25 protein-coding genes and 1 tRNA gene are annotated in these 26,007 nt (G+C 63.9%); 20 read left to right on the plus strand and 6 right to left on the minus strand.

Annotated features, from left to right (window positions below; all coding sequences use genetic code 11):
- Positions 1-146: 146 nt before the first annotated feature.
- Entirely contained in the window at positions 147-1,136 is a 990-nt protein-coding gene (dgcA, locus tag ABD906_RS09410; RefSeq protein WP_165278530.1) for an N-acetyl-D-Glu racemase DgcA, read from the minus strand.
- A gap of 115 nt (positions 1,137-1,251) precedes the next feature.
- On the opposite strand from dgcA, the gene ABD906_RS09415 reads away from it, so the two are divergent.
- The 4 genes from ABD906_RS09415 to ABD906_RS09430 all read left to right on the plus strand — a co-directional run bounded on the left by ABD906_RS09415 (position 1,252) and on the right by ABD906_RS09430 (position 5,292).
- The gene (locus ABD906_RS09415) at positions 1,252-2,421 is read left to right on the plus strand and encodes an MlaE family lipid ABC transporter permease subunit (protein WP_345099200.1); all 1,170 of its coding nucleotides are present in this window, start codon (positions 1,252-1,254) and stop codon (positions 2,419-2,421) included.
- Between the two features lie 17 nt (positions 2,422-2,438).
- Complete coding sequence (locus ABD906_RS09420) at positions 2,439-3,245, plus strand: ATP-binding cassette domain-containing protein (protein WP_165278528.1); 807 nt, start codon at positions 2,439-2,441, stop codon at positions 3,243-3,245.
- Positions 3,246-4,619 (plus strand): MlaD family protein, encoded by a 1,374-nt coding sequence (locus ABD906_RS09425; protein WP_345099201.1) that lies wholly within the window; start codon positions 3,246-3,248, stop codon positions 4,617-4,619.
- Between the two features lie 73 nt (positions 4,620-4,692).
- Positions 4,693-5,292 carry an ABC-type transport auxiliary lipoprotein family protein gene (locus ABD906_RS09430; protein ID WP_165278526.1) on the plus strand — a complete coding sequence of 200 codons (600 nt, stop codon included), beginning with the start codon at positions 4,693-4,695 and terminating at the stop codon, positions 5,290-5,292.
- A gap of 321 nt (positions 5,293-5,613) precedes the next feature.
- On the opposite strand, the gene glnA is transcribed toward ABD906_RS09430, so the two are convergent.
- Together glnA and ABD906_RS09440 are read right to left on the minus strand one after the other, a co-directional pair.
- Complete coding sequence (gene glnA / locus ABD906_RS09435; RefSeq protein ID WP_165278525.1) at positions 5,614-7,023, minus strand: type I glutamate--ammonia ligase; 1,410 nt, start codon at positions 7,021-7,023, stop codon at positions 5,614-5,616.
- A gap of 43 nt (positions 7,024-7,066) precedes the next feature.
- On the minus strand, positions 7,067-7,405 hold the full coding sequence (locus ABD906_RS09440; RefSeq protein ID WP_345099202.1) for a P-II family nitrogen regulator: 339 nt from the start codon (positions 7,403-7,405) through the stop codon (positions 7,067-7,069).
- A 299-nt stretch (positions 7,406-7,704) separates the two neighbouring features.
- Here ABD906_RS09440 and ABD906_RS09445 point away from each other — a divergent pair, with 299 nt between their 5' ends.
- A complete protein-coding gene (locus ABD906_RS09445; RefSeq protein ID WP_165278523.1) occupies positions 7,705-9,213 on the plus strand; it encodes an NAD(P)H-hydrate dehydratase in 1,509 nt (502 codons plus the stop codon).
- A 58-nt stretch (positions 9,214-9,271) separates the two neighbouring features.
- On the opposite strand, the gene ABD906_RS09450 is transcribed toward ABD906_RS09445, so the two are convergent.
- The gene (locus ABD906_RS09450) at positions 9,272-9,523 is read right to left on the minus strand and encodes a hypothetical protein (protein WP_345099203.1); all 252 of its coding nucleotides are present in this window, start codon (positions 9,521-9,523) and stop codon (positions 9,272-9,274) included.
- A gap of 346 nt (positions 9,524-9,869) precedes the next feature.
- On the opposite strand from ABD906_RS09450, the gene cysP reads away from it, so the two are divergent.
- The 13 genes from cysP to napH all read left to right on the plus strand — a co-directional run bounded on the left by cysP (position 9,870) and on the right by napH (position 21,781).
- A complete protein-coding gene (gene cysP, locus ABD906_RS09455; RefSeq protein WP_165278522.1) occupies positions 9,870-10,856 on the plus strand; it encodes a thiosulfate ABC transporter substrate-binding protein CysP in 987 nt (328 codons plus the stop codon).
- A gap of 119 nt (positions 10,857-10,975) precedes the next feature.
- A complete protein-coding gene (cysT, locus tag ABD906_RS09460; protein ID WP_378188595.1) occupies positions 10,976-11,761 on the plus strand; it encodes a sulfate ABC transporter permease subunit CysT in 786 nt (261 codons plus the stop codon).
- On the plus strand, positions 11,761-12,648 hold the full coding sequence (gene cysW / locus ABD906_RS09465) for a sulfate ABC transporter permease subunit CysW (protein ID WP_345099204.1): 888 nt from the start codon (positions 11,761-11,763) through the stop codon (positions 12,646-12,648). The genes cysT and cysW overlap by 1 nt, the downstream gene beginning before the upstream one ends.
- Positions 12,645-13,670 (plus strand): sulfate/molybdate ABC transporter ATP-binding protein, encoded by a 1,026-nt coding sequence (locus tag ABD906_RS09470; RefSeq protein WP_345099205.1) that lies wholly within the window; start codon positions 12,645-12,647, stop codon positions 13,668-13,670. The genes cysW and ABD906_RS09470 overlap by 4 nt, the downstream gene beginning before the upstream one ends.
- Positions 13,671-13,940: 270 nt before the next feature.
- Positions 13,941-14,753: a methylamine utilization protein MauF gene (locus tag ABD906_RS09475; RefSeq protein WP_345099206.1), complete on the plus strand. Its 813-nt coding sequence runs from the start codon at positions 13,941-13,943 to the stop codon at positions 14,751-14,753.
- Between the two features lie 84 nt (positions 14,754-14,837).
- Positions 14,838-16,058, plus strand: a complete 1,221-nt coding sequence (gene mauB / locus ABD906_RS09480) for a methylamine dehydrogenase (amicyanin) large subunit (protein WP_345099207.1) — start codon at positions 14,838-14,840, stop codon at positions 16,056-16,058.
- Between the two features lies 1 nt (position 16,059).
- Entirely contained in the window at positions 16,060-16,620 is a 561-nt protein-coding gene (locus tag ABD906_RS09485) for a MauE/DoxX family redox-associated membrane protein (RefSeq protein ID WP_165278516.1), read from the plus strand.
- Between the two features lies 1 nt (position 16,621).
- The gene (gene mauD / locus ABD906_RS09490; protein WP_165278515.1) at positions 16,622-17,221 is read left to right on the plus strand and encodes a methylamine dehydrogenase accessory protein MauD; all 600 of its coding nucleotides are present in this window, start codon (positions 16,622-16,624) and stop codon (positions 17,219-17,221) included.
- A 46-nt stretch (positions 17,222-17,267) separates the two neighbouring features.
- Entirely contained in the window at positions 17,268-17,831 is a 564-nt protein-coding gene (mauA, locus tag ABD906_RS09495) for a methylamine dehydrogenase (amicyanin) small subunit (protein WP_165278514.1), read from the plus strand.
- Positions 17,832-18,087: 256 nt separating this feature from the next.
- Entirely contained in the window at positions 18,088-18,957 is an 870-nt protein-coding gene (gene mauJ / locus ABD906_RS09500) for a methylamine utilization protein MauJ (protein ID WP_165278513.1), read from the plus strand.
- 3 nt (positions 18,958-18,960) lie between these two features.
- Positions 18,961-20,178: a cytochrome c peroxidase gene (locus ABD906_RS09505; protein WP_165278512.1), complete on the plus strand. Its 1,218-nt coding sequence runs from the start codon at positions 18,961-18,963 to the stop codon at positions 20,176-20,178.
- A 29-nt stretch (positions 20,179-20,207) separates the two neighbouring features.
- Positions 20,208-20,873: a ferredoxin-type protein NapG gene (napG, locus tag ABD906_RS09510; protein ID WP_345099208.1), complete on the plus strand. Its 666-nt coding sequence runs from the start codon at positions 20,208-20,210 to the stop codon at positions 20,871-20,873.
- Positions 20,870-21,781 carry a quinol dehydrogenase ferredoxin subunit NapH gene (gene napH, locus ABD906_RS09515; protein WP_165278510.1) on the plus strand — a complete coding sequence of 304 codons (912 nt, stop codon included), beginning with the start codon at positions 20,870-20,872 and terminating at the stop codon, positions 21,779-21,781. Before napG ends, napH begins: the two co-directional genes overlap by 4 nt.
- A gap of 340 nt (positions 21,782-22,121) precedes the next feature.
- Here the strand turns inward: napH and ABD906_RS09520 are convergent.
- Positions 22,122-22,197: transfer RNA gene (locus ABD906_RS09520), tRNA-Lys, on the minus strand.
- 527 nt (positions 22,198-22,724) lie between these two features.
- On the opposite strand from ABD906_RS09520, the gene ABD906_RS09525 reads away from it, so the two are divergent.
- Both ABD906_RS09525 and glmU read left to right on the plus strand, forming a co-directional pair.
- Positions 22,725-23,459: a cytochrome c biogenesis protein CcdA gene (locus ABD906_RS09525; protein WP_165278509.1), complete on the plus strand. Its 735-nt coding sequence runs from the start codon at positions 22,725-22,727 to the stop codon at positions 23,457-23,459.
- Positions 23,460-23,536: 77 nt separating this feature from the next.
- Positions 23,537-24,916: a bifunctional UDP-N-acetylglucosamine diphosphorylase/glucosamine-1-phosphate N-acetyltransferase GlmU gene (gene glmU, locus ABD906_RS09530; protein WP_165278508.1), complete on the plus strand. Its 1,380-nt coding sequence runs from the start codon at positions 23,537-23,539 to the stop codon at positions 24,914-24,916.
- A 110-nt stretch (positions 24,917-25,026) separates the two neighbouring features.
- On the opposite strand, the gene ABD906_RS09535 is transcribed toward glmU, so the two are convergent.
- Positions 25,027-25,851 carry an arylamine N-acetyltransferase family protein gene (locus tag ABD906_RS09535; RefSeq protein WP_345099209.1) on the minus strand — a complete coding sequence of 275 codons (825 nt, stop codon included), beginning with the start codon at positions 25,849-25,851 and terminating at the stop codon, positions 25,027-25,029.
- Positions 25,852-26,007 lie beyond the last annotated feature (156 nt).

Raw genomic sequence — 26,007 nt, forward strand, 5'->3', positions numbered from 1 at the left:
GTTTAGAGCATCTGTCCGCGAAGTGGAATCGCGGTTGGTGCAAAAACACTTTGTAAAAATACGGGATTGGGCAGTCGCGATCGCCTCCGCTCTGCCCTGGCTGGGGGCGCGCACGGAAATCGTCGCTCCGGTTCACCGGCATGGCGTCAGCCCCAGAGCTTCGGCGCGGGCGGGTAGACCTTCGCCCCTTCGTAGACGAGGCCGGGCTCCCGGTCGCGGGCAAGAAGAAGCGGACCGTCGAGGTCGACGAACTGCGCGCCCTGGGCGGCCAGGATCGCCGGCGCCATGGCAAGCGAGGTGCCGACCATGCAGCCGACCATGATGGAGAATCCCATCCGCTCCGCTTCCGCCTTGAGCAGCAGCGCCTCGGTGAGCCCGCCCGTCTTGTCCAGCTTTATGTTGACCGCATCGTAGAGGCCGGCGAGCTTCGGCAGATCCTCCCGCGTGTGGAGGCTCTCGTCCGCGCAAAGCGGGATCGTGCGGGCCACTTCGCGCAGGATGGCATCCTTTCCGGCCGGCAGCGGCTGCTCGATCAGCGCCACGCCGAACTTCTCCGCAATCCTCAGATTGTCCTCGATATTGTCTTCCGTCCAGCCCTCGTTGGCGTCGAGGATGAGCTGGCTGTTCGGTGCGCCGCGGCGCACCGCCTCGATCCGTTCCGCGTCGCCATCCGGCATGCCCACCTTGAACTTGAGCACCGGGCGGGAGGAATGCAGCCGCGCCTGCTGCTCCATCTCCTCCGGTGTTGCGAGCGAGATGGTCTGGGTGGTGACGAGCGGTTGCGGCGCGGCAAGTCCGGCAAGCTCGTGGACGCGGCGGCCGGCCTTTTTCGCTTCCAGATCCCAGAGGGCGCAGTCCACGGCGTTTCTGGCGGCGCCCGCCGGAAACGTCTCGAGCAGCTCTTCGCGTGTCATACCCCCGGCGATCCCGTCGGAAAGGGACTCGATCTGCGCGATGACGCTTTCCACCGTCTCGCCGTAGCGCGGGTAGGGGACGCATTCGCCTTTTCCGGAGAAGGGGCCTTCGCTGACCGTGCAGACCACGACGGCGGCTTCCGTCCTTGCCCCTCGGGCGATTCTGAATGTCCCGGCGATGGGGAAGCGTTCCAGCCCTGCCGTCAATGTCCGCCGCGTCATGTGAGTACCCCGCACGTCCCTTCATGGTTCTGATAAACCCGTTGGGCCAACTGCGAAAGCTGTTTCCATGACAGTCTGACATCTTTAAGAATGGGCAGCGGGACAAGGGATTCTGATGCTTAGGGACGTCGACAAGGGCAAGAACGGCAATGCCGGCACGGCCGGGTTCCAGCTGTCGGAAGAGGCTGGTGCAACCGTATGCCGCCTGTCGGGAGACTGGACCACGCACACCGTCGGTGCCGTTGATGCTGCGTTGCGGGCGCTGGAGGAGCGCGATATTGCCTCCCTGCGCCTCGATCTGTCCGGCATCCGTTTCATTGACACCGCCGGCGCCTGGCTGATCGCCCGGCTCATCCACCGGCAGGAGAAGCGCGGCGCCGCGGTCGAAGTGACGGGCCCGTCGGCGGCCGCGCAGACGCTGCTCGACGCCGTTGCCGAGACGGCGGATCACCCCGAGGTTCCATCGGACGGCAAGAGGCGCTTCGATCCGCTCGCAGTCTTCGAGCGCATCGGGCGCGGCGCCTTCCTCTTGGGCAAGGATGTTCTCTACAGCATGCACATCCTCGGCGCCACGGTCGGTGGAGCCCAGATGAAGATCGGCGGCCGGCAGTCGATCAACCCCAACGCTATCGTCGCCCAGATCGACCGAATGGGCGTGCAGGCTATCCCGATCGTCGTGCTGATGTCGGCCATCGTCGGCGCGATCATTGCCCAGCAGGGCGCTTTCCAACTGCGGTACTTCGGCGCCGAAATCTTCGTCGTCGACATGGTCGGCATCCTCGTCCTGCGTGAGCTGGGTGTGCTGCTGACCGCCATCATGATCGCGGGCCGTTCGGGCAGCGCCATCACCGCCGAGATCGGCACCATGAAGATGCGCGAGGAGGTGGACGCCCTCACGGTGATCGGACTCAATCCGCTGGGTGTCCTGGTCTTTCCGCGATTGGTGGCGCTCGTCATCGCGTTGCCATGCCTTACCATCATCGCCAATTTCGCGGCGTTGGGCGGTGCCATTCTCACGGCATGGGTCTATTCCGACATCACGCCGCCGGCCTTCATCGACCGCATGCGCACGGCGATCGACCTGTCGAGCATCTTCGCGGGCCTTATCAAGGCACCGTTCATGGCCATGGTCATCGGCATCATCGCCTCCGTGGAGGGCATGAAGGTGGGGGGCAGCGCGGAGTCCCTCGGCCAGCGGGTGACCTCTTCGGTGGTCAAGGCGATCTTCGTCGTCATCGTCATGGACGGTTTCTTCGCCATGTTTTACGCGGCGATCGATTTCTGATGGAGGCGTGCGGGCACATGGCGCAGGAGCAGGCGGTGGCCGACACGCACGAGACCATCCTGGAGGTGAGGGACATCACCGTCCGCTTCGGCACGACGACGGTGCTCGACGGATTGAACCTCTCCGTGCACCGTGGCGAGATCCTGGGTTTCGTCGGGGCCTCGGGCTCGGGCAAGTCCGTGCTGCTGCGCGCCATCCTGGGACTGGTTCCGCGGGTGAGCGGCACCATCATCATGTTCGGCAAGGATATCGACAGGGTGAGCGACGCCGAGCGGGTGAAGATCGACATGCGTCAGGGCGTTCTCTTCCAGCATGGCGCGCTTTTCTCCGGCCTGACGGTTCTCGAGAACATTCAGGTACCCATGCGCGAATATGTGCGCCTGCCGAAGCGCCTGATGGACGAGCTGGCGCTCTTGAAGCTCGAACTGGTTGGTCTCCCGCGCAACGCGGCCCACAAGTACCCTTCGGAACTGTCGGGGGGCATGATCAAGCGCGCGGCGCTTGCCCGCGCCCTGTCGCTCGACCCGGACATCGTGTTTCTGGACGAGCCGACCTCCGGTCTCGATCCGATCGGCGCGGCCGAGTTTGACGAACTGGTAGCGCAAATGCGCGACACGATGGGCCTGACCGTGTATATGGTGACCCATGACCTTGATAGTTTGTTGAGTGTCTGTGACCGGATTGCAGTTCTGGGCAACAAGAAGATTTTGGTGGAAGGAACCGTCGACGACATGATGGCGAGCGAGGAGCCCTGGGTGAAGGCCTACTTCCGGGGCAAGCGCGCGAGGGCTGTCGTGCGGCGCGTTCCCGAACGGACGAGCTAGATGGAAACCAGAGCCAATTACATCGTGGTCGGGATATTCACGGTTCTGTCGATCCTGGCTGCTTTCGGCTTTGTCTACTGGACGGCCGGTTATGGTGACCGTGGCGAGACCGCCCCCTTGCGCTTCCGCATTCCCGGATCGGCCACCGGCCTGGGCCGCGGCAGCGCCGTGCTCTTCAACGGCGTGAAGGTGGGCGACGTCCAGCGGGTCTACCTCGATCCCCAGAATCCGCGTGTGGCGATCGCCGACACCATTGTGGTTCGTTGGACTCCGGTTACCGAGTCCACCAAGGCGGACGTCGGTCTCGCTGGCCTGACCGGCCAGGCCAGCATCGAGATGACCGGCGGCGATCCGAATGAGCCGAACCTTCTCGACATTGCGGAGGAGAAGGGCGAGATCGCCGTCATGGAAGCCACGCCGTCGGCGCTTGCCAACCTTTTGCAGGCCACCCAGAACCTGATGTCCCGTGCGGATGCCGCGGTCCAGCAGCTGGAGGGCCTGGTGTCGGATGCCCGCGGCCCGCTGGCCGAGACGTTGGAGAACGTGCGCAAGTTCACGAAGACCCTTGGCGACAACGCGGACAACATCGACAATTTCCTCAACAGCATGGGTGAGCTTTCGCAAACCGTCTCGAACGTGTCGGAGCGCCTGGACGCCACCCTTGAGGCCGCGGAAAGCCTCTTCAATGCGGTCGACCGCGACAAGGTGTCGGCCATTGTCAACGATGTGTCCGAATTCACCAGGCAGCTGTCGTCCGTGGGCGACCGGCTGGATGGCATTGCCCAGGGCGTTGACAGCGCGGTCGCCTCCATCGGCGAGTTTTCTGCCGGAGCCAACGAAACCCTCGGCAAGATCGACAAGATCGTCGGCGCCATTGACCCGGACAAGGTGGGCGAGATCGTCGGCAACTTCTCCGAGGCGAGCACCAAGATTGACCAGGCCTCGGAGCAGATCGCCCGCATCAGCGAGACCGTCGGCAACCGTCAGGAGGACATCGACCAGTTCATCACTGATGCCAAGGCCATCGCGGAGCGCCTCAACCAGGCCTCGACGCGCGTCGACGGTATTTTGGCGAAGGTCGACAGTCTTCTGGGTTCCGACGATGCCAACGGCCTGATGGCCGATGCCCGCGAGACGCTGAACTCGTTCCGCGAGGTCGCCAACACGCTGAACGCGCGTCTGGGCTCCATCATGGACAACCTGGCCCGCTTCTCGGGCCCTGGCCTGCGCGACGTGGAGGCGCTGGTCTCCGACGCCCGCCGCTCGATCAACCGTATCGAGCAGGCGGTGACGGCGCTCGAGCAGAACCCGCAGCGCATCATTACCGGTGGAGACGGCACCATCCGCCGCTACGACGGGCGGGCGCGGCATTGACAATCATCGGTGAGGCCAGCAAGAAAAACTGTCCTCTTCGATTGGAAGATGGGAATCAGTCTGGAGCCAGCCTTTGCGTCTGACGAAGCTTCTAGTGCCGGGGACACTTGCTGCATCCCTTCTTCAGGGCTGCGCCGTCATTGGCCTCGGACCGGCTCCAGTCGATGCCTTCGACATCACCGCTCCGCGCGAGGTCACCGCGGTCCGGCGGTATCCCCGCACGCAGATCCTGGTGCCGCAGCCAACCGCCATCCAGATCCTTGATGGCCAGGACATTGCGGTCCGCGTCGGCAGCTCGCTTCAGCTGCTGAAGGGCGCGCGCTGGGCCGACAGGCTTCCGGTTCTCGTTCAGTCGCGTGTGATCGAGGCATTCCAGCGTTCCGGCTCCTTCGGCGGCGTCGGCCGTCCGGGCGAGGGGCTGGCAATTGACTATCAGGTGAGCATCGACATCCGCTCGTTCGAGATCTCCGTGGAAGGGGGCAGGCAGGTTGCGCGCGTCGACCTTTTCGTCCGCATCCTGAACGACCGCAACGGCGTCGTTCGCGCCTCTCGCGACTTCCGCGCCGTCGCGCCGGTCGGTGGCGAGGGCTCCGCCGGGCTGGTCGAGGCCCTTAACCGCGCCTTCCAACAGACCGCCGCCGAGATTGTCACCTGGACAACCTCCTCGATCTGATGAGCATTCCCTCCGCGTGACGGAGCGGGAAGGGCGCTCGTGTGGCGCCGTGCCCACTCCGGCGTCATGGGTTTCATGGGCTCCAAATGAAGAAGCGTCCCCGATAGCAGGTAGACAAATCTTCCCGGCGACTTCGCTCCGGTCCGCCCGCCCTGTGCAAACACTCTCTTGCTTTTCCGTTAGCGTCGCGGGTGCTTCAGCTGTTGAGCGTCGCGGGATTGCGATTGACGGAACCTGAGGTCGTCCTTGCGGCGCATCCGCATGCCCCAAAACAAAAACCCCGGCCGAAGCCGGGGTTTCTGCAATCCCAATCCTTGAGGATCAGACCGAGTAGTACATGTCGAACTCGACCGGATGCGGCGTCATCTCAAAGCGCAGCACTTCGGCCATCTTCAGCTCGATGAATGCGTCGATCATGTCGTCGTCGAACACGCCGCCGGCCTTCAGGAACGCGCGGTCCTGGTCGAGGCTCTGGAGCGCTTCGCGCAGGCTGCCGCACACCGTCGGGATCTCCTTGAGCTCCTTCGCCGGGAGGTCATAGAGGTCCTTGTCCATGGCCTGGCCGGGATGGATCTTGTTCTTGATGCCGTCGAGGCCGGCCATCAGCATGGCGGCGTAGGCCAGGTACGGGTTGGCGGACGGATCCGGGAAACGGACTTCCACGCGCTTGGACTTGGGCGACGAGCCGAACGGGATGCGGCAGGAGGCCGAACGGTTACGCGCGGAGTAGGCCAGCAGGACCGGAGCCTCGAAGCCCGGCACCAGACGCTTGTAGGAGTTGGTGATCGGGTTGGTGAAGGCGTTCAGGGCCTTGGCGTGCTTGATGATGCCGCCGATGTAGTACAGGCAGGTCTCGGAGAGGCCAGCGTACTCGTTGCCGGCGAACAGCGGCTTGCCGTCCTTCCAGATCGACTGATGGACGTGCATGCCCGAACCGTTGTCGCCATAGATCGGCTTCGGCATGAAGGTGGCCGTCTTGCCGTAGGCGTTGGCGACCTGATGCACGACGTACTTATAGATCTGCATCTGGTCTGCCGACGACAGCAGCGGGGCGAACTTGATGCCAAGCTCGTGCTGGGCGGAAGCCACCTCGTGGTGATGCTTCTCGACGGCGACGCCCATCTCCTTCAGCACGGTAAGCATCTCGGAACGCATGTCCTGCTGCGAGTCGATCGGCGGAACCGGGAAGTAGCCGCCCTTGACGCGCGGACGGTGACCCAGGTTGCCCGTCTCGTAGTCGCGGTCGTCGTTCGACGGCAGCTCGCTCGAGTCGAGCTTGAAGCCGGTGTTGTACGGATCGGCCTTGTACTTCACGTCGTCGAAGACGAAGAACTCGGCTTCCGGACCGAAGTAGGCGACGTCACCGATACCCTCGGCGCGCAGGTAGGCCTCGGCGCGCTTGGCAATGCCGCGCGGGTCGCGGTTGTAGCCTTCGCCGGAGACCGGGTCGAGGACGTCACAGAACAGAACCAGCGTCGACTGCGCGAAGAACGGATCGATGTGGGCCGACTCCGGGTCGGGCATCAGGCACATGTCGGACTCGTTGATGGCCTTCCAGCCGGCGATGGAGGACCCGTCGAACATCACGCCGTCGGCGAACATATCCTCATCGACCAGTCCGACATCCATGGTGACGTGCTGGAGCTTGCCCCTGAAATCGGTGAAACGCAGGTCAACGAACTTGATGTCCTCGTCCTTGATGCGCTTCAGAATATCCTGTGCTGTCGTCATTTTAGGTTTCACCCCTTGGTACTAAATCTTTTTGTTCTTGGTGTCAGACTGCGTCTGCGCCGGTCTCGCCGGTACGGATGCGGACGACTTCCTCGACATTGGTGACGAAAATCTTGCCGTCACCAATCCGGCCGGTTTGAGCTGCCTTGCGGATAGCCTCGATTGCTGCATCAACCATTTCGTCGACCAGAACAACTTCGATTTTCACCTTGGGGAGAAAATCGACGACATATTCCGCGCCGCGATACAGCTCGGTGTGGCCCTTCTGGCGGCCAAACCCCTTGGCTTCCGTTACGGTGATGCCCTGAAGGCCGATTTCCTGCAGAGCTTCCTTCACTTCGTCGAGCTTGAAAGGCTTGATGATTGCCTCGATCTTTTTCATGGTTCGGCGGACTCCGATTGATGCAGAAAGCGGGTATCTCCCACTCGTGTCTCCTAAGAAGCATGAAGCGTGCCAACTCGAAATTGTGACGGCGATCAGGCTGCCCGGCCCCAATCTCCGCCCAATTCACCCGGAAACGCGGAAGTTTTCCGCTCCGGATCAAGGTCTCTGCCGCAAATCCGCCCCATGCTTGAAAGGCACTGCTCAATAATTGTGCAAACTGGTAAAGAACTGGGCAAATCTGGCCGATTTACGCACTGCTGAGATTGCCGCATGATCAGCCGGAAGAGGTCAGTGCCATGAATGAACTCCTTACTCCCGAAGAAATGGCAGAAGCCGACCGCCTTGCCGCGCTCTCGCTGGGAGAAAGTTATAGGCTGATGCTGAACGCGGGCCAGACGCTGGCTCATCACATTTTGTCTCGCTACGCGGACGCTGCCGGGTTCGACATTCTTTGCGGCCCGGGCAACAACGGCGGCGATGGTTATGTTCTGGCGAGCCTGCTGCATGAGCATGGCTGTCGGGTCAGGGTCTGGCGGCAGGTGCGTCCCGCGCCGGGCACTGACGCTGTGCGCGCCGCCGCGGAGTGCCCGGTGGAAAAGCACGATCTCGCCGCCTTCGAGCCGGCGCCCGGTTTCATTGTCGTCGATGCGCTGTTCGGCGCTGGATTGGGGCGGGCCCTGGAGGGCGCCTACGCGGAGGCCGTCCGCAGGTGCGCGCTGGCGAAGGCCCGTGTGGTGGCGGTCGATCTGCCCTCGGGCGTTTCCGGGCGTACAGGCGAGGTGCTCGGCGGCATTGCCGCGCCGGCCGAGCTGACCGTCACCTTCTTTCGCAAGAAGCCCGGACATCTCCTGTTTCCCGGTCGCCACTACTGTGGCGAGGTGGTTGTCACCGACATCGGCATCCGCGACGAGGTGCTGGGCTCGATTGGGGTCCGCTGCCGCGAGAACCATCCGGCCCAGTGGTCGCATCTCCTGCCTCGCCCGTCCTTTGACAGTCACAAGTACCGGCGCGGTCATGTTGGTGTCCTCTCGGGAGGCATGTCCTCTACTGGCGCGGCCCGCCTGTCGGCCATGGCTGCCGCGCGCATCGGGGCAGGGGCGGTCACGGTCCTTTCCCCGGCCGACGCCCTGCCGGTCAACGCGGCGCATCTCACGTCCATCATGGTCCGCCGCGTCGAGACCCGCGGCGATCTGATGGCTTTCCTTGAACAGCGCGGAGCCAATGCCTTCGTTCTCGGACCCGGTTTCGGTGTCGGCCGACGCGTGAAGGAGGTTGCCGAGACCCTTCTGCAATACGAGGACGGCTCCGGCCATCGGCCGAAGGTGGTGCTCGACGCCGACGCGATCACGGCCTTTGCCGCCGAGCCCGACCGGCTGTTCGCCGCAACCGCCCGCAGTCCGGGTCAGGCCGTACTGACGCCGCATGAGGGAGAGTTTGCCCGTCTCTTTCCGGATCTCGCCCGGGACGGAAGCCTGTCGAAGGTGGAGCGAGCCCGACTCGCGGCCGCCCGCGGCAATGCAGTGGTGGTGCTGAAGGGGGCGGATACGGTCGTGGCGGACATGGGCGGTGCGACCGTCATCAACAGCAATGCCACGCCCTATCTGGCCACCGCCGGTTCGGGCGATGTGCTGGCCGGCATCATCGCCGGGCTGATGGCGCAGGGCATGGAACCCTTCGCTGCGGGCTGCGCTGGCGTCCACATGCACGCCGAAGCGGGAGCTTCATTCGGGCCTGGCCTGATCGCGGAGGACCTTCCCTCGCGGCTGCCCGCTGTTCTGGCCCGCTATGTTGGCGGAAAGAACTGAGATGTGACTTGCTTGCGGCGGTTCCGGCCGAACGGGTTCGCCGGTTCCTGGAACCGCTCTAGAAACCGAGCACGATGGCCGAGGCCGCGGACATGACGATGGCAACGCCGACCAGGCCCATGAAGGTTCGCGGACGGTCGAGGAACACGGCATAACCGGCAAGCCACGCCGCGGTGGCCGAGCCGAGTGCGAAGAAGAAGGCATCGCGTTCGCCGAACCCTATGGCCGCCGCCATCAAGCCCCCGATGATGAGTGAGCCAAATGCGATAATGATGGCTACCGCATAAGTGTCGTAGTTCGGATTCATCATCAGCCTCTTTGTTCAAAGCGGGGTCGAAGAGCGAACAGAACTCTTCATAGAGCATCCTCTATAGCGGATGCAGGCTCCATAATGCACATTACCCAAAGATTTTTAAGAGCTTGCGGCTGGAAGCCGCGCTTCTGTTGCCCGTCTGCCGCACCCCGACGGGCAGGAGGGATCTTTTTCCACTTGATTAGGATTAGTGCGTTGCAGGGAAGGAATGCTTTCCTGAAAAAGAGGAAATTTCGGAATTTCATTCCGCAATGGGCCTGTCGGGCGAGTGGGCGGTCCCTCGGCTGCGACCTGCTTGGCCGCTACATTCCCTCCACAAACTCTTGAAGGGAAGGGGATACCGATGAAGGCCTTGCTGTTCGCCACCGCCATTCTGGGTGCGACGCTGGTGACGCCGCTCCACGCTCAGGAGCCGGACAAGATTCTCAATGCGTCCTACGATATTTCCCGCGAGCTCTTCGCGAAGATCAACGAGGCCTACACGGCCCTGCACCCCGGCAAGTCCATTGACCAGTCGCACGGCGGCTCCTCGCGCCAGGCTCGCGCTATTCTCGAGGGCCTTGAGGCCGATGTGGTCACCTTCAACCAGGTGACGGATATTGATGCACTGGTGAAGGGCGGCTTTGTCTCCGCCGACTGGCAGGAACAGTTCCCCAACAGGGCGTCTCCCTACTACTCCTTCCCGGCCTTCCTCGTCCGCGAAGGCAATCCGAAGGGCATCAGCAACTGGGATGACCTCGTCCGCGACGATGTGAAGGTGATCTTCCCGAACCCGAAGACTTCCGGCAACGCCCGCTACACCTATCTGGCCGCCACGGCTTTCGCGAAGGAAGCCTTCGGTGGCGACCAGGAGAAGGTGGCAGCCTTCGTGACCAAGCTCTTCGACAACGTGCCGGTGTTCGACACCGGCGGTCGCGCCGCTACCACCACCTTTGTGGAGCGCGAGATCGGCGACGTGCTGGTGACCTTCGAGGCGGAGACCCGCGGTATCGCGAAGGAGTTTGGTGAGGACAAGTTCGACATCGTCGTTCCGCAAGTGAGCGTCCTTGCCGAGTTCCCGGTCGCCATCGTCGACAAGGTGGTGGACGCCCGCGGCTCGCGCGAGTTTGCAAAGAGCTATCTCGAATTCCTGTATTCGCCCGAAGGCCAGCGCATCCTTGCCGAGCACGGCAACCGTGTCCATGACGAGACCGTCAAGGCCGAGTTCAAGGACCAGTTCCCCGAGGTGCGTCTGGTGACGGTCGAGGACGTTTTCGGCGGCTGGGAGAAGATCCAGGAGGAGCACTTCGCCTCCGGTGCGCTGCTCGATCAGCTCTACGGCAACCGTTAGCGCTTGCCGAAATGACCCTGGCGGCTGGTGACCTGTCACCGGCCGTCTTTGTGCGTTTGACAGGAAAGAGAGGGAGGAACGTGCGCCACCGCCGCATTCTGCCGGGCTTCGGCCTCTCGATGGGAATCACGCTCTGCTACGTCGCGGTCGTCGTGGCGCTTCCCATTGCTGCGCTTGTCGTCAAGGCGGCGAGCCTTGGACTTGCCGACTACTGGAGCATCGTGAGTTCCCCGCGCGCGGTGGCGAGCTACCGGGTGACCGTGCTTGCGGCCGCTGCTGCGACCGCCTTCAACCTTGTCTTCGGCTTGGCGCTCGCTTGGGTGCTCGTCCGCTACGACTTTCCCGGCCGCCGTCTCGTCGATGCAATGGTGGACCTGCCGTTCGCGCTGCCGACGGCGGTGGCCGGCATTGCGCTCACGGCCGTCTTCGCCACCAACGGCTGGTTCGGCAGGCTGCTGGCGGAGTTCGGCATCAAGGTCGTCTACACGCCCATCGGCATCATGGTGGCGATGGCCTTCACGAGCCTTCCCTTCATCGTCCGCACCGTGCAGCCGGTGCTGGAGGACCTGGATCCCTCGCTTGAAGAGGCGGCGCAATCCCTGGGATCGTCGGATTTGCGCATCTTCCGCAGTGTGATCCTCCCGCTGCTCACCCCCGCGCTGCTCGCTGGCACTTCGCTCGCCTTCGCCCGCAGCCTGGGTGAGTTTGGTGCGGTGATCTTCATCGCCGGCAACCAGCCCTTCGAGACGGAGATCACGGCCCTGCTCGCCTTTATCCGGCTCGAGGAATACGACTACGCGGCCGCCGCGGCGATCGCCTCCGTCATGCTCCTCGCTGCGTTCGTCATGCTGGCCATCACCAATTACCTGCAGGCCCGCGCCCTGCGTTACACGGCGAGGTCGTGATGACGAAGCGCCACAAGCCGCCGCGGGTCGGCGACAGCCCCGTCGTCCGCCGCAGTCTGATTGCTTTCGTTCTCCTCGTCGGTGCGCTCATCATCGGAGCGCCGCTGCTTGTTATCTTTATCCAGGCCTTCTCGCAGGGCTGGAACACCTACGCCGCGACCTTGGGCCATCCGGACACGCGCCACGCCATCTTCCTGACGGTCGTCACCTCGCTCATCGCCGTGCCGGTGAACACGTTGTTCGGCATCGCGGCCGCCTGGGCCATCACCAAGTTCGACTTCCGTGGCAAGCGGCTGCTCATCGTCATCATCGAGCTGCCGTTTTCCATCTCGCCCATCGTGGCGGGCGTCTCGCTCCTCTTTGTCTACGGCCTGCAGGGTCTTTTCGGTCCGGTGCTGCAAGAAGCGGGAATCAAGGTGCTGTTCGCCTTGCCGGGCATCGTGCTCGCCTCGCTGTTCGTGACGGCACCCTTCGTCGCCCGCGAGCTGATCCCTCTCATGCAGGCGCAGGGCAGGGATCTCGAGGAAGCGGCTACCTCGCTCGGCGCCTCCGGCTGGCACACGTTCTTCTCCGTGACGCTCCCCAACATCCGCTGGGCGATGCTCTACGGCGTGGTGCTCTGCAACGCCCGCGTGATGGGCGAATTCGGCGCGGTCTCGGTGGTCTCCGGCAACATCCGCGGCCAGACCAACACGCTGCCGCTCCACATCGAACTCCTTTACCATGACTACCAGACGGTCGGCGCCTTTGCCGCCGCCTCCATCCTCACGTTTCTGGCGCTGGTGACCATCGTCGCCAAGGTCCTGCTTGAACGCCGCGGCGCCGGCCGCCGCCATGGCTCGGCCCTCGCCGGACCGGCCGTCTTTTCCCGGGAAGCAAGCCAATGAAGATCACCCTCGACAAGGTCGTGAAGACGTTCGACACCTTCCGCGCCGTCCATGGTGTCTCGCTCGAAATCGAGAGCGGCGAGCTGTTGGCGCTGCTCGGCCCCTCCGGTTCCGGCAAGACCACGATTCTCCGCATGGTGGCCGGTCTCGAATTTGCCGACAGCGGCCGCATCCTGTTCGGCGACGTGGACGCGACTCACATTCCAGTGCGCGACCGCGGCGTGGGTTTCGTCTTCCAGCACTACGCGCTTTTTCCCCACATGACCGTGGCCGAGAACATCGCCTTCGGCATGAAGGTCTCCAGGCAGCGCCGCAGTCGCGAGGAGATCGCCGCCCGCGTGCAGGAGCTTCTCACCCTCGTGAAGCTTCCCGGTCTGGGAAACCGTTATCCCTCGCAGATCTCCGGCGGCCAGCGCCAGCGCGTGGCGCTCGCCCGGGCGCTCGCCGTGGACCCCAAGGTGCTGCTCCTGGACGAGCCCTTCGGGGCGCTCGACGCCAACGTGCGCCGCGACCTGCGCCGCTGGCTGCGCGAGATCCATCAGGAGCTCGGCATTACCACCATCTTCGTGACCCACGACCAGGAGGAGGCCCTCGATCTCGCCGACCGCGTCGTCATCCTCGACCAGGGCCGGATCGCCCAGATGGGCACCCCGCGCGAGGTCTGCCGCAATCCGAACTCCGCCTTCGTCACCCGTTTCCTTGGCGACGCCAACCGCCTGGAGGGCGTGGCCGCTCGCGGCGCAATCCGTATAGGCAATACCGAGGTTATCCGCACAGCAGTTGCGGACGGTCCCGTCGAGATCTACGTGCGGCCGGGCGATCTTGTCTGGTCGGCGGAAGGGCAGGGACTGCCGGTCACCGTCACCCGGGTGATCGACCGCGCCAGCGGCCGCCGCGTTCTCGCATCCACCGAATCGGGCTTTCCCCTTGAACTCGATGTGGACGTGGGTGTGGATGTTGAGGTTGGCGCGCGCGGTGGCGTCCTGGTCCGGCGCGCGAGCGCGTATCCGTTGCGTGGTTAGATTTTTCTCCCGCCGGCACTTCACATGTTTCCCGGTAAACGGGGAAAATATCCCGCGCACGTCTGCAATAAATTTCTCTGCCAAAATTTTGAGCACCTGTGCGCAGGCAATGTGCAGTAATCCTTTGTGAATGGCATATTGACGTGCGACAAATTAGCGCTAATGATTAGTTTATGGGCACCTAGGAAATTAACAGGCGAACTTTCAGGTTGAGACGGTTACGTTTGTATCCGCTCGACACGATGGGGACGTGAGCGAGAGGAGGGCTCGATGTCTTCGCATACGGAAACAGTCGGGGTTCCCGATTGTCTTGTATTTCCCGATAAGTTTTCTCTTAGTGCCCGTTTGGGAATGCTCGCGTTGGGCGCAGTGGCCGGCATTGCCGGTGGACTTGCGCTAGCGCGGTCCGGGACGGACGCGCTCTGGATAGCGGGAGCGTTTGTCGCATTCGCAGGCGGTTTGCTGTCCACCTGGTCGCCGTGCGGCTATTCGTGCGTGTCGCTGCTGCGTCAGACTGGCCGGGGCGCGCGCGGGTGGATCGAGTATCTGCCGACCTTCGCGATGCACGGCATTGGTTATGCCATGGGTGCAGTGATCCTCGGCAGTCTGCTCGGCGGCATTGGCATGCTGCTTGGCTTCTCCGGTTTCACCACCACCGCAGGGCTGGGCATTCTGGCTGTCATCGGCCTCGTTTATGGCCTGCACCAGCTTGATTTCCTGAAAGTTCCTTATCCGCAGCGCAAGGCCCAGGTGCCGCACGATGCGCGCCAGCGCTTCCCCGTGTGGTTCGTTGGCTGGTTATACGGCTTCGCCCTTGGGCTCGACTACCTCACCTACGTGCAGACCCCGCTGCTCTACCTGATGACAGCGGCGGCGATCCTCACCGGGAATATTCCGGAGGCGATCGCGATCATTGCGGTGTTCAACCTGGGTCGTTTCCTCCCCATGATCGTTAACCTGTTCCCCGTGAAGGATTACGAGGTTCAGGCCTGGCTGGGACGCAATCAGGAGCGCGCGGCGATGGCCGACGGCGTGATCCTGGTGGCCACGGGTGCGGCGCTGGCGACGTTACTCGCCGTCTAACACCGTTCACCAGACATTCTACAGTGTCACCTTCCGGGAAGAGGAGGCCCGGAAGGACGGGACTTGTCACCCTAGGAGGAGATAATGGTATTTCCATCTTTTCACCGGAAGGGACTTCCTATCCTGGGCTTCTGCGCCATGGCTGCCTTGCTTGCGCTACAGCCTGCCAGCGCGCAGCAGACCGAGGGCCAGCGTGAGGCTGCCGAGGCAGCGGCGCGGCTGGCCGCGGGAACCGAGGATGAGCCCATCATTGAGACCGCTCCGAAACCGGACAATCGGCGCGTTTACGTTCTGGATCCCGCGCACTTCGCGGTCGTCACGCAGCAGTTTGTCCTCAACGGTGACACGGGCGAAGTGCTTGGTATGACGGATGGCGGCTTCCTGACCCATCCGCTCGTGGCCGATGACGGTTCATTCTTCGCGCACGTGAGCACCGTTTATTCCCGCGTTGCGCGCGGCAAGCGCACCGATTACGTCGAGGTGTTCGATCCGGAAACCTTCCAGCCGGTCAAGGACATCGAGCTGCCCCAGGATGCGCGTTTCCTGATCGGTACGTACCAGTGGATGAACGCGCTCACGCCGGACAACTCGCGGCTTTTGTTCTACCAGTTCTCGCCTTCGCCGAGCGTGGGCATCGTCGATCTGGAGCAGGGCAAGTTCGACCGCTGGGCGGAAGTGCATGACTGCTACCACATCTTCCCGGTTTCGCGCGACGTCTTCTACCAGCATTGCCGCGATGGCAGCCTTGCCCGTGTCGACATTTCCGGCGAGCAGCCCCAGATCACGAACTCGGAAGTCTTCCACACCGAGGAAGAGTTCGTGATCAACCATCCGGCGTATTCGATGAAGACGGGCCGGCTGGTATGGCCCACCTACACCGGCAAGATCTACCAGGCGGATCTGACGGAAGCCGAGGCCAAGTTCCGCGAGCCGATCGAGGCCCTGACGGATCAGGAGAAGGCCGACGGATGGCGCCCGGGCGGCTGGCAGCAGGTGGCCTATCACCGCAAGTCGGACCGCATCTTCCTCCTGGTCGATCAGCGTGACCAGTGGAAGCACAAGACGCCGAACCGCTACATGCTGGTGATCAACGCGGCGACGGGTGAGCGCGTCGCAAAGTTCGAGCTGGGTCACGAGATCGACAGCATCAACGTGAGCCAGGACGATGACCCGCTGCTTTATGCGCTGTCGACCGGCACCTCGACGCTGCACATCTACAACGCGTCGACGGGCGAGGAACTGCGCAGTGTGGACCAGCTTGGTCGCGGTCCGCAGATCATCCTCACGCATGACATGGAGGGCTGATATGCCAGCCTTCCTCCACGACCCGATGATCGTCTGGACGGCGCGCGCCTTTCTGGCCCTGCTGTTCGCGGTCGCGGCAGTGGGCAAGCTGACGGCGCGTGAGGAGTTCTACGGCGTGGTGAGGAACTTTCGCCTGCTGCCGGACGGGTTGTCCCGTCTGGTGGCGGCGGTCCTGCCGGTCGTGGAGCTTCTGGTTGCCGTGGCGCTGCTGGTCGATCCGGTGGCGCAGGCGGCCGCGCTCGCCGCTGCGGCCCTGCTGGCCGTATTCGGGGTGGCCATTGCAATCAATGTGATCCGCGGACGGACCTGGATTGATTGCGGCTGCTTCCGCAACGGAATGAAGCAGCGGATCAGCTGGCTCATGGTTCTACGCAATCTCGTGCTCACGCTGCTGGCCCTTGGTACGGCAGTCATGATCCCTCAGGCACCCGAGGCTGGCGTCCTTCATATCGGGACCGGTCTTCTGGCTGCTGCGGTCCTCATGCTGCTCTACTTCAGCGCCTCCATCATCGACGGCCTGTTCAGCCGGCAGCATTCAACCCACATGGTGAAAGGCCGTTGATATGACTTTTCTGATTGCATCCAACATCGTGCTCTGGATCGCCTTTCTGGGGATGACGATGGTCGTCCTCGGACTGGCGCGCCAGATCGGCCTTCTGCATGAGCGCTCGTCTCCGATGGGGGCCATGATCCTGGATCATGGGCCGGACATTGGCGACAAGGCTCCGGAGTTCGCCCTGACCGATTACTTCGGCAAGCCCATCCATATCGGTGGCGCATCGAAGGCGGGCCGCCGGACCCTTCTGATGTTCACGGCGCCGACCTGTCCGGTCTGCGACAAGCTCTTCCCGATCATCAAGTCGATCGCCCGGGCGGAGCATATCGACGTGGTCATGATCAGCGACGGCGCGCCGGAGGAACATGCACAGTTCCTGAAGACGCACCTGCTGGACGAGATCCGCTATGTCGTCTCCGCGGAGGTGGGCATGGCCTACCAGGTCGGCAAGATCCCCTATGGCGTGCTGCTTGATGCCAACGGCGTCATCAAGTCGAAGGGCCTGACCAACACGCGTGAACATTTGGAGAGCCTGATGGAGGCGGAGAGGTCCGGCTACGCTTCGCTGCAGGAGTACATCTCCAACCGGAAGAAGAACGCGGCCTGAGCGGCCACCTGGCATGCGACTCCGCAAGTGAGGAGGAGGATTACCAATGCTCGGAAATTCCAAGTTTGATGACATGTTCGAGAAACTGTCGCGGCGCGTTGCGAGCCGCACGAGCCGCCGCGGCGCCATCGGCAGGATCGGCGCGGTGCTGGCGGGCGTGGCCATCACACCGCTTCTGCCCGTCGACCGGCGTGGCCGCGTGAGCCGCGCGAACGCCGCGGAGTCGTCGGGCGGTGACCCGCGCGCCAAGTGGGTGCCGCAGGACCATGACGTTCAGTCCTGCGACTACTGGCGTCACTGCTCGATCGACGGCAACATCTGCGACTGCTCCGGCGGTACGCTGACGACCTGTCCGCCCGGAACGAAGCTGGCGACCACTTCCTGGGTGGCGAGCTGCTACAATCCAACGGACGGCCAGAGCTACCTGATCGCCTACCGCGACTGCTGCGGCGCCAACGTCTCGGGCCGCTGCCCGTGCTTGAACACGGAAGGCGAGCTGCCGGTCTACCGCCCAGAGTTCGCGAACGACATCATCTGGTGCTTCGGCGCCGAGGATGATGCCATGACCTATCACTGCACGATCTCGCCGATCATCGGCAAGGCAAGCTGAGTGAGGAGGAGGGCGGCCGGCTGCGTTCGCGGCCGGCCGCATTCGCTGTCCGGCATTTCCCACATTGGGAAGAGCCGGCCTCCGGTGGACAGGTCAGGCCGACCGCGTGTCAGCCCGTTACGCCGGTTCCGGCAGGGATCCGGACGCAGCCTGCCGGAGTTTCCATGGATACGCTGCCGTCCCGCGGGCAGGCAGCGGCACGCGCCGGATGCGATGCGCATCGTCAGCTCAGGCTGAGGGAGAGGGAGGCGAGCAGATGTGGATCCCCTATGATGTACGGGCCTCGCTCAAGGCGGAAAGCGACCGTGAGATTGTTGGCCTGTCGCGTGCCGACCGCTCGAAACGGCCGTTTCTCGTGGGCTTCTACGTCCGCAATCCCGTGACTCAGCAATGGGAGCTGGACCTGCTTCCGCCGGATCAGCCCGTGACCCGGCGGGGATTGCAGGACATCGAGATTTCCCTGCACGCCAATGACGCCGGCAAGGTGTCGGAAATCCTGTGCCGCCTGGACGCCTGCTCGGCCGAGGAAGCGGTGGACCTGGCCTATGATGCCGTGAGCCGTCTGCTGCTGCGCTACATTGCCGAGACGGGCCGGGGCATGGCGATCGCCGGCTGGCGCGTGGCCGACATGGTTCACAACGCACGCTGGCGCTGCACGCCGTTCCGGCCGAGCGCGCTCAGGATCGACCATACGCTGCCGCCGGTCGACGATGACCTTGCGCCCTTCGCGCGGCTCATGCAGCGCGCGCGCAACGCGCCGGATCCCGAAACCCGCTTGATGGCGGCCTATGCGCTGTTGCGCGCGGCTTTGCGCGGCAATCCGGCCCTGCGTCGCTGCGGGGCGGATGAGTTTCGCGTCTCGCAGGAAATGCTGGTGCACGCGGGAGCGCTCGACGCGTGCGGCAACCTTGCCGGTTCCGATCTGCGGCAACTCCTGGAGGCGCTGCGGCCCCATCATGACCGCCTGCTGGAGGATGGCGCCCTGGCCGCGGTCCCGGACCGGCTTTCCGAGCAGCAGCAGCTTTTGCGGCTGGCAAATCTCGCCGATCTCGCTGCGCATCGGCTGCTGCATGCGGAAATCCGGGCGCGGATGAATGAAACGATGAGACAGCCTGTCGAGGTTTAGGAAATGCTTCAAGCCAATCCCGCGCTGTTCGCGGCGCGGTTTGTGACACTTCTTCCAGTCGGCGCGCTGGCGGCGCTCGCGCTTTTCGCCGGCCTCGGCAACCATGCCCCGGCACGGGAGAGCGATGCCTCAGATCTTGCCGGTCTCGGCAAACAGCTGTTCTTTGACACTGAACTGTCGTTCAATCGCACCCAGTCCTGCGCCACCTGCCACGATCCGGACCATGCCTTTGCCGATCCGCGCGAGGGCGCGGCGGGCCGGGCCGTTTCCCAGGGCGACGACGGCAAGTCCTACACTGACCGTAATGCTCCCACGCTTACCTACGCGGCGCTGACACCGGCCTTCCATGTTGACAGCAAGGGGCGCTACAAGGGCGGGCAGTTCTGGGATGGGCGCGCCAATGATCTCGTTGATCTTATGGCGCAACCGATCCTCAATCCGGCTGAAATGGCAATGCCCGACCGCGAAACGGTCATCGAACGTCTTCGCTCCAATCCGGGCTACGTCCGGCAGTTCACGGAGCTGTTCGGGGAGGGGGCTCTCGACGACGTGGACCGGGGCTTCCACAACATGTCCCGCGCGCTGGCCGCCTACCTCGAAACGCCCGAATTTATGCCCTTCGATTCAAAGTACGACCGCTGGAAGCGGGGCGAGGAGAAACTCACGCCGCAGGAGGAGTTCGGCTACGTCGTCTTCATCACCTGGAACTGCCACCTCTGCCACATGGTGCAGAAGCAGGGCGTCACCGAGCGCGAGACCTTCACCAGCTACGAGTACCACAACATTGGCATTCCCCTGAATCCGGCGGCGCGCGCGGCAAGCGGCAAGGGAGAGGGCTATGTCGACGTTGGCCTGGCCGCGCGGCCGGGCGTCAACGATCCGAAGCAGGCGGGCAAGTTCCGGGTTCCGACATTGCGCAATGTAGCCGTCACGGGACCCTACATGCACAATGGCATCTTTGAGGACCTGCGCACGGCCGTACTTTTCTATAATGTCTATACGAGCCGGTTGCCCCAATCCAGGATCAACCCTGAGACCGGCGAGGAGTGGGGCAATCCCGAAGTGCCCGTCAACCTTTCGCTTGCGGAACTCCGCCAGGGGTTGATGCTTAACGATGAACGGGTGGATGCGCTCGTTGCCTTCATGGAGACGCTGACGGACCGCCGTTACGAGCCGCTGCTCGAGCGGCAGAAGCGGGAGCGAAAAGCAAGGGCACTCTGACGGCATGGGCCGTGGGAAGGAGTAACGCCATGGCATCCGAGAAGCGGAAAGTGAACCGCCGTACCGCCATTCAGGAAGTGGCGCGCGGCGTCGGAGCGGTGGCTCTCGGCGGCTTCACGCTTGCCGCGCTGGTCAAGGGCGCCTCCCGCGCGGATGCCCGCGCCCTGCGACCGCCGGGGGCGTTGCCCGAAGATGATTTTCTGGCGACCTGTGTGCGCTGCGGCCTCTGCGTGCAGGCCTGTCCCTATGGCACGCTGTCTCTGGCCGAATGGGGGCAGGAGGCGGCGGTCGGCACGCCCTATTACACGCCGCGCCAGACCCCTTGCTACATGTGCCGTGACGTGCCGTGCGCGCGGGCCTGTCCCACCGGCGCGCTCGACCGCGACATTCCCTCGATTACCGATGCCCGCATGGGGCTTGCCGTGCTCGTCGGGCATGAGGACTGCCTCAACTACAAGGGCATGAACTGCAGCATCTGCGTGCGCGTCTGCCCGATCCGCGGCAAGGCGATCACGCTCGAGCCGGGCGAGTGGAAGGGCCGCAAGATCAAGATCCCCACCGTTCATTCCGAATACTGTACCGGCTGCGGCACCTGCGAGAAACACTGTGTGACCGGTCACGCTTCCATCCGCGTCCTGCCGCGCGATCTCGGCAAGGGCGGAGCCGGGCGTAATCCGGCGGGACGCAAGGGATGATCGGCTGGCTGATTTCGGATAACCGCCGCCTGAGCGTGGCGGAGAGGGGACTCTGGCGCTCCCACAAGTTCTGGCTGCTGCGGCGGATCAGCCAGGTTTCGGTGCTTGGCCTCTTCGTGCTGGGACCCTGGTTCGGGATCTGGATCGTGCGCGGCAATTTCGGCGCCAGCGACATCTTCGGCCTGCATCTGGCCGATCCCTATGTGGTGCTGCAGGGAATCGCGGGCGGCGCCTGGCCTGCCTGGCCTGCGCTGACTGGCGCGCTGATCGTGGCGGCCGCCTATTTCCTGCTCGGCGGGCGCGTCTATTGCGCCTGGGTGTGTCCCGTCAACGTCGTTACCGATACGGCCTACTGGCTGCGCGAGAAGACCGGCCTGACGCGCGATCGCAAGCTGGACCGGCGTGCGCGCCTCATGATCCTGGCGGCCACCTTTGTCGCCTCGGCGGTCACGGGAACGGTCGCCTGGGAATTCGTGAATCCGGTGAGCCTGTTGCAGCGCGCCTTCATCTCCGGCATCGGCTTCGGCTGGGTGATCATCCTGGCCGTGTTCTTGGTGGACCTGTTCGTCGCCCGCCGTGCCTGGTGCAGCCATCTGTGCCCGGTTGGCGCCTTCTGGAGCATCATCGGCCGCGGTTCGGTCGTGCGCGTGTCCGCGAAGCGGCGCGAGGCCTGCACCGACTGCGGCGCCTGCTTCAACATCTGCCCCGAGCCGCATGTGATCACCCCGGCCCTCAAGGGCACCGGCACGCGCCTCATCCTTTCCGGCGACTGCCAGAACTGCGGCGGCTGCATCGACGCCTGCCCGGTGAGTGTGTTCGAGTTCTCTTCCAGGCTGTCGGAAGGCGAATGGGTAGGGGGAGCGAGCGTTACGGGGCAGAAGCGGGATGGTGTGGGTAGTTCTGCCTAGATCCGAGTATCGGCTGATCTCCGGCCATCTGGTGATCGGGCTAATTCATTGGTGCGGGAGTGCTCGAATGGGCGGATCCTGAAGTTGTGAGATTGCTAGAGTTTCAAGGCGATGGCCTGAGCTCTTGTGCCACGTCAGGCGAAGGACTGGGCGGGCCTTGTAAGAAGGTATGCCAGGTGACGCTAAGGCTATGAACGACGGACATCGAGTTCAGCGGGACGTTCCAGGCCCCGGGGTAACAGTGGTGTGCCGCTCACGCGCTCCGCAGTTCGGAAAGCTGGGATCGTCGTCCGCACCGAACAATCAGTATAACGATGGGAAGTGGAGGCAAGGCAATTTGTGGTGAGCGCGCAGGGATTCGAACCCTGGACCTACTGATTAAAAGTCAGTTGCTCTACCGGCTGAGCTACGCGCTCTCCCCGCGTGCCCCTGCGGAGGGAAACGCGGCGGAACATAGTTGCCAGGGCTTCGCAGGTCAACTGCAAATCCGGGCAAGCTTAACATAGCTGTAAATAAGTCGCCTCACCAGTTTGTGAACGCTGAATTTCGCCTGTTTGGCCGGCAAGACCTCCGCGATGCGGCGCTTTGCCCGGTCTCCCCCATTGGGTTTCTGGCCTGCGGACGCTATAACCCGGCCCAGCCGGATCAGGCAGGCTGGAGAACGGCCGATGGTTCGGCCGTGCTGGTGCAGTCCCGGAACAGGCAGCAGCCGTTTCCGGGAGGGCTGCGCAGGACGGAGCGGGGCAGGTTCAGGCATCGGAAAGATCTGGACTGCTCCGGCGCGATTCCGGGAGCGGCGGGAACCGTATCCCTCAGGACTTGCGCGGAATCAGGGGTTTGTACGTTTCTGTGTCCCACGGGAACGCAGAGGCGGACCGGCGGAGCGCCGGAGGAACGCGGCGGTGGCCGTGCGATCAACCAGTCGAGGGGAAGACGGGCATTCATGGCACTCGAGATCGGATATGGCAGCGCGCTTGTGGCAGGGGCGATTTCCTTCCTGTCGCCCTGTGTCCTGCCGCTGGTGCCTCCTTATCTCTGCTACATGGCGGGCGTGTCCATGGATGACTTCCGCCGTCCCGGGGACGCCCGCGCGCGATTCGCGCTGATGTCTGCGGCGTTTGCGTTCGTGCTTGGCTTCTCCACCGTCTTCGTGGCGCTGGGGGCAGGCGCCTCCTCCATCGGCGCCGTCCTGCGTGCCTGGCAGCAGGAACTGGCCGTCATTGCCGGCATCGTCATCATCGTGATGGGCCTGAACTTCCTCGGCATCCTGCGCATTCCGATCCTGTCGCGAGAGTTCCGCTTCCAGGGAGCGTCCCGGCAGGCCGGCGTCGGCTCCGCCTACCTGATGGGCCTGGCCTTCGCCTTCGGCTGGACGCCCTGCATCGGCCCGGTGCTCGGTCCGATTCTGACGCTTGCGGGTGCCCGCGAGACCATCGGCGAGGGCGCGTTGATGCTGGCGGTCTATTCGCTGGGCCTCGGCATACCGTTCCTGGTTGCCGCCCTGTTCTCCGGCGCCTTCATGCGTTTCATGCAACGTTTCCGCGTTCACATGGGCCGCGTCGAGAAGGTGATCGGCGGCCTTTTGGTCCTGGCCGGCGTGCTGTTCCTCTCGGGCGGAATCCAGACTGCGGCCTTCTGGCTTCTGGAGACCTTCCCGGTGCTTGGAACGCTTGGCTGAACCGCGTTCGGCGCTCTTGCAACCCGCCCACGGTTGCATGCTAGAAGACTGAAATCGCTTTGATCGAAGGAATATCCATGACGTCGAGAACCTGCCTTTCCATCATCCTGGCCGCGGGCGAGGGAACGCGCATGAAGAGCAGCCTTCCCAAGGTGCTGCACAGGGTTGCCGGCCTGGAAATGGTGGCGCATGTCATCAACGCCGCGCGCGCGGCGGGTTCAGACGCGCTTTCCGTGGTGATCGGCCACGGCGCCGAGACTGTCCGCGCTGCGATCGAAAAGCGGTATGGCACCGGGGCGCTTTCCTTTTTCGTGCAGGAGAAGCAGCTCGGCACGGCCAATGCGGTGCTTGCGGCCCGCGAGGCCATTGCGCGCGGCCATGACGACGTCCTGGTGATGTTCGGCGATACGCCGCTCATCGACGCGGATGCGCTGCTGGCCATGCGCGCCGCCCTGGCGCAAGGCGCCGCGGTCGCCGTCATGGGCTTCCGCACGGAAAATCCCACCGGTTATGGCCGCCTTATCGAGAAGGATGGCAGCCTCGTCGCCATCCGCGAGGAGAAGGACTGCACCGACGACGAGCGCCGGATCCGCTTTTGCAACGGCGGCATCATGGCGATTGCAGGCCGCCACGCGCTGGCGCTGCTCGACCAGGTCGGCAACGAAAACGCCAAGGGCGAATATTATCTGACGGACATCGTGGAAATCGCCGTTCGGCAGGGCCTCGCCGTCCGCGCCGTCGAAGCGTCCTTCGAGAACGCGCTGGGCGTTAACAACCGCGTGGAGCTTGCGCAGGCCGAGGCGATCTGGCAGGGCCGCCGGCGCGAGCAACTCATGCGCGAGGGCGTGACCATGATCGCGCCCGAGACGGTGTTTCTGTCCTTCGATACCGAGATCGGTCCCGATACGGTAATTGAGCCCAACGTCTTCTTCGGTCCCGGCGTGAAGGTGGGCGCGGGCGTCACCATCCATGCCTTCTGCCATTTCGAGCAGGCGACGATTTCCGCCGGTGCCGAGATCGGGCCCTACGCCCGCCTGCGCCCGGGAGCGGAGATCCAGAACAAGGCCAAGATAGGCAACTTCGTCGAGGTCAAGAAGTCCGTGGTCGAGGTGGGCGCCAAGGTCAACCACCTGTCCTACATCGGCGACACCACCGTGGGCACCAAGGCCAACATCGGCGCGGGCACCATCACCTGCAACTATGACGGCTTCAACAAGCACCGAACGGTGATCGGCCCGGGCGCCTTTGTTGGTTCCAATTCCTCGCTCGTCGCGCCGGTGACGATCGGGGCAGGTGCCTATGTGGGCTCGGGCAGCGTCGTCACCAAGGACGTTCCCGACGATGCGCTCGCCGTCGCCCGCGGACGCCAGGTGAATCTGGAAGGCCGCGGCAAGGCCCTGCGCGAGCGCCTTGCGCGGGAAAAGGAAGAGAAGACCAACGCGGCGGGGAAGAAGTAGGTCCCCTCCATCGCGAGGTGGCGCGGCCTTCGATTCCGTCCTGTCTGTCCAGGAAGTGGTAGGAATGGGCTGCGAAACGGAGCCCCGCCCGGCATTGGCCGGGCAACCCTTCACAGTCCCTTGCGCTCCATTGCCTCCTCAAGGCCGGGCGGGACGTCGATGCCGAAGACGTCCTGCAGCACGGCCCGCACTTCTGCGGGCGAGGTGAATTCCTGCTGGGACGCGTTCTCCCCATGCCGGTTGAGCCGGCGGTTGAGCAGCGCATGGCGCCCGCCGGGCACTGGCCTGGCCGCCATCAGTGCATTGACGAAGGCCGACTGCGGGTGCGTCGAAAGGTAGTAGTTGGTGATCTCGTAATCGGCGAGCCGGTGTTCGTCGAGGTCGAACCGGTAGACCGCCCGCCAGTCATTGCCGATGCGTGCCAGCAGGATCCAGTAGCCGCCCGCCCGCTCGAGCCGGAACGTCTCGTGCGGCGTCGGCTGCTCCGTCCCTCCTTCGAGCCGCAGCGGCGCGGTGAGCGTGATGCCCCCGAAGCCCACGTCGGCAATCCAGACCGCTCCGTCCATTTCAATCCGCAGCAGCATGTGCGTGCGCGGTCTGACCTCGCCCGCCGGATAGTTCCACATCACGCGGGCCGCTAGACCGGTGACCCGGAAACCGAGGGCTGTCAGCACGTGCATGAAGAGGGTGTTATGCTCGTAGCAGTATCCACCGCGCCGGGATCCGACCAGCTTGGCCTGCAGCGAGGCGAGGTCCAGCCGCACCGGCCGACCCAGCAATGAGTCGAGGTTCTCGAAGGGAATCGCGAGCGGATGCAGAAGATGCAGCGTCTTCAGCGTCTCCAGCGTGGGTTCCGGCGTTCCCGAAAATCCGATGCGGCGGAAGTAGGCGCCGAGATCGAAGCAGGCATCGAGATCAATGTTGCCCACAATCATAGTCTCCTCCTCTGGGCATTTTTTGCACGTCCGCGCAGCGGCGACAACCGTCTGACGCGCTCACACGGACTTGTGCCCAGGGGAGGGGGACCGGGTCATTTGGGGCTTGCCCGGTTCGCAAAAACCGCTTCAATGGTACGAATACTGTTTTGATGG

Source organism: Chelativorans composti, from assembly GCF_039541695.1.
Taxonomy (GTDB): Bacteria; Pseudomonadota; Alphaproteobacteria; order Rhizobiales; family Rhizobiaceae; genus Chelativorans; species Chelativorans composti.

Excerpts from the sequence above, each read along its gene's own strand:
- napG (WP_345099208.1), top strand. The coding sequence starts at position 20,208 with ATGGCATCCGAGAAGCGGAAAGTGAACCGCCGTACCGCCATTCAGGAA.
- ABD906_RS09475 (WP_345099206.1), top strand. The coding sequence starts at position 13,941 with ATGTCTTCGCATACGGAAACAGTCGGGGTTCCCGATTGTCTTGTATTT.
- ABD906_RS09440 (WP_345099202.1), bottom strand. The coding sequence starts at position 7,405 with ATGAAAAAGATCGAGGCAATCATCAAGCCTTTCAAGCTCGACGAAGTG.
- ABD906_RS09415 (WP_345099200.1), top strand. The coding sequence starts at position 1,252 with ATGCTTAGGGACGTCGACAAGGGCAAGAACGGCAATGCCGGCACGGCC.
- ABD906_RS09485 (WP_165278516.1), top strand. The coding sequence starts at position 16,060 with ATGCCAGCCTTCCTCCACGACCCGATGATCGTCTGGACGGCGCGCGCC.
- ABD906_RS09420 (WP_165278528.1), top strand. The coding sequence starts at position 2,439 with ATGGCGCAGGAGCAGGCGGTGGCCGACACGCACGAGACCATCCTGGAG.
- mauD (WP_165278515.1), top strand. The coding sequence starts at position 16,622 with ATGACTTTTCTGATTGCATCCAACATCGTGCTCTGGATCGCCTTTCTG.
- ABD906_RS09525 (WP_165278509.1), top strand. The coding sequence starts at position 22,725 with ATGGCACTCGAGATCGGATATGGCAGCGCGCTTGTGGCAGGGGCGATT.
- mauA (WP_165278514.1), top strand. The coding sequence starts at position 17,268 with ATGCTCGGAAATTCCAAGTTTGATGACATGTTCGAGAAACTGTCGCGG.
- ABD906_RS09470 (WP_345099205.1), top strand. The coding sequence starts at position 12,645 with ATGAAGATCACCCTCGACAAGGTCGTGAAGACGTTCGACACCTTCCGC.
- cysW (WP_345099204.1), top strand. The coding sequence starts at position 11,761 with ATGACGAAGCGCCACAAGCCGCCGCGGGTCGGCGACAGCCCCGTCGTC.
- cysT (WP_378188595.1), top strand. The coding sequence starts at position 10,976 with ATGGGAATCACGCTCTGCTACGTCGCGGTCGTCGTGGCGCTTCCCATT.
- ABD906_RS09535 (WP_345099209.1), bottom strand. The coding sequence starts at position 25,851 with ATGATTGTGGGCAACATTGATCTCGATGCCTGCTTCGATCTCGGCGCC.
- mauB (WP_345099207.1), top strand. The coding sequence starts at position 14,838 with ATGGTATTTCCATCTTTTCACCGGAAGGGACTTCCTATCCTGGGCTTC.
- glmU (WP_165278508.1), top strand. The coding sequence starts at position 23,537 with ATGACGTCGAGAACCTGCCTTTCCATCATCCTGGCCGCGGGCGAGGGA.
- napH (WP_165278510.1), top strand. The coding sequence starts at position 20,870 with ATGATCGGCTGGCTGATTTCGGATAACCGCCGCCTGAGCGTGGCGGAG.
- ABD906_RS09445 (WP_165278523.1), top strand. The coding sequence starts at position 7,705 with ATGAATGAACTCCTTACTCCCGAAGAAATGGCAGAAGCCGACCGCCTT.
- glnA (WP_165278525.1), bottom strand. The coding sequence starts at position 7,023 with ATGACGACAGCACAGGATATTCTGAAGCGCATCAAGGACGAGGACATC.
- ABD906_RS09505 (WP_165278512.1), top strand. The coding sequence starts at position 18,961 with ATGCTTCAAGCCAATCCCGCGCTGTTCGCGGCGCGGTTTGTGACACTT.
- ABD906_RS09425 (WP_345099201.1), top strand. The coding sequence starts at position 3,246 with ATGGAAACCAGAGCCAATTACATCGTGGTCGGGATATTCACGGTTCTG.
- ABD906_RS09450 (WP_345099203.1), bottom strand. The coding sequence starts at position 9,523 with ATGATGAATCCGAACTACGACACTTATGCGGTAGCCATCATTATCGCA.
- dgcA (WP_165278530.1), bottom strand. The coding sequence starts at position 1,136 with ATGACGCGGCGGACATTGACGGCAGGGCTGGAACGCTTCCCCATCGCC.
- cysP (WP_165278522.1), top strand. The coding sequence starts at position 9,870 with ATGAAGGCCTTGCTGTTCGCCACCGCCATTCTGGGTGCGACGCTGGTG.
- mauJ (WP_165278513.1), top strand. The coding sequence starts at position 18,088 with ATGTGGATCCCCTATGATGTACGGGCCTCGCTCAAGGCGGAAAGCGAC.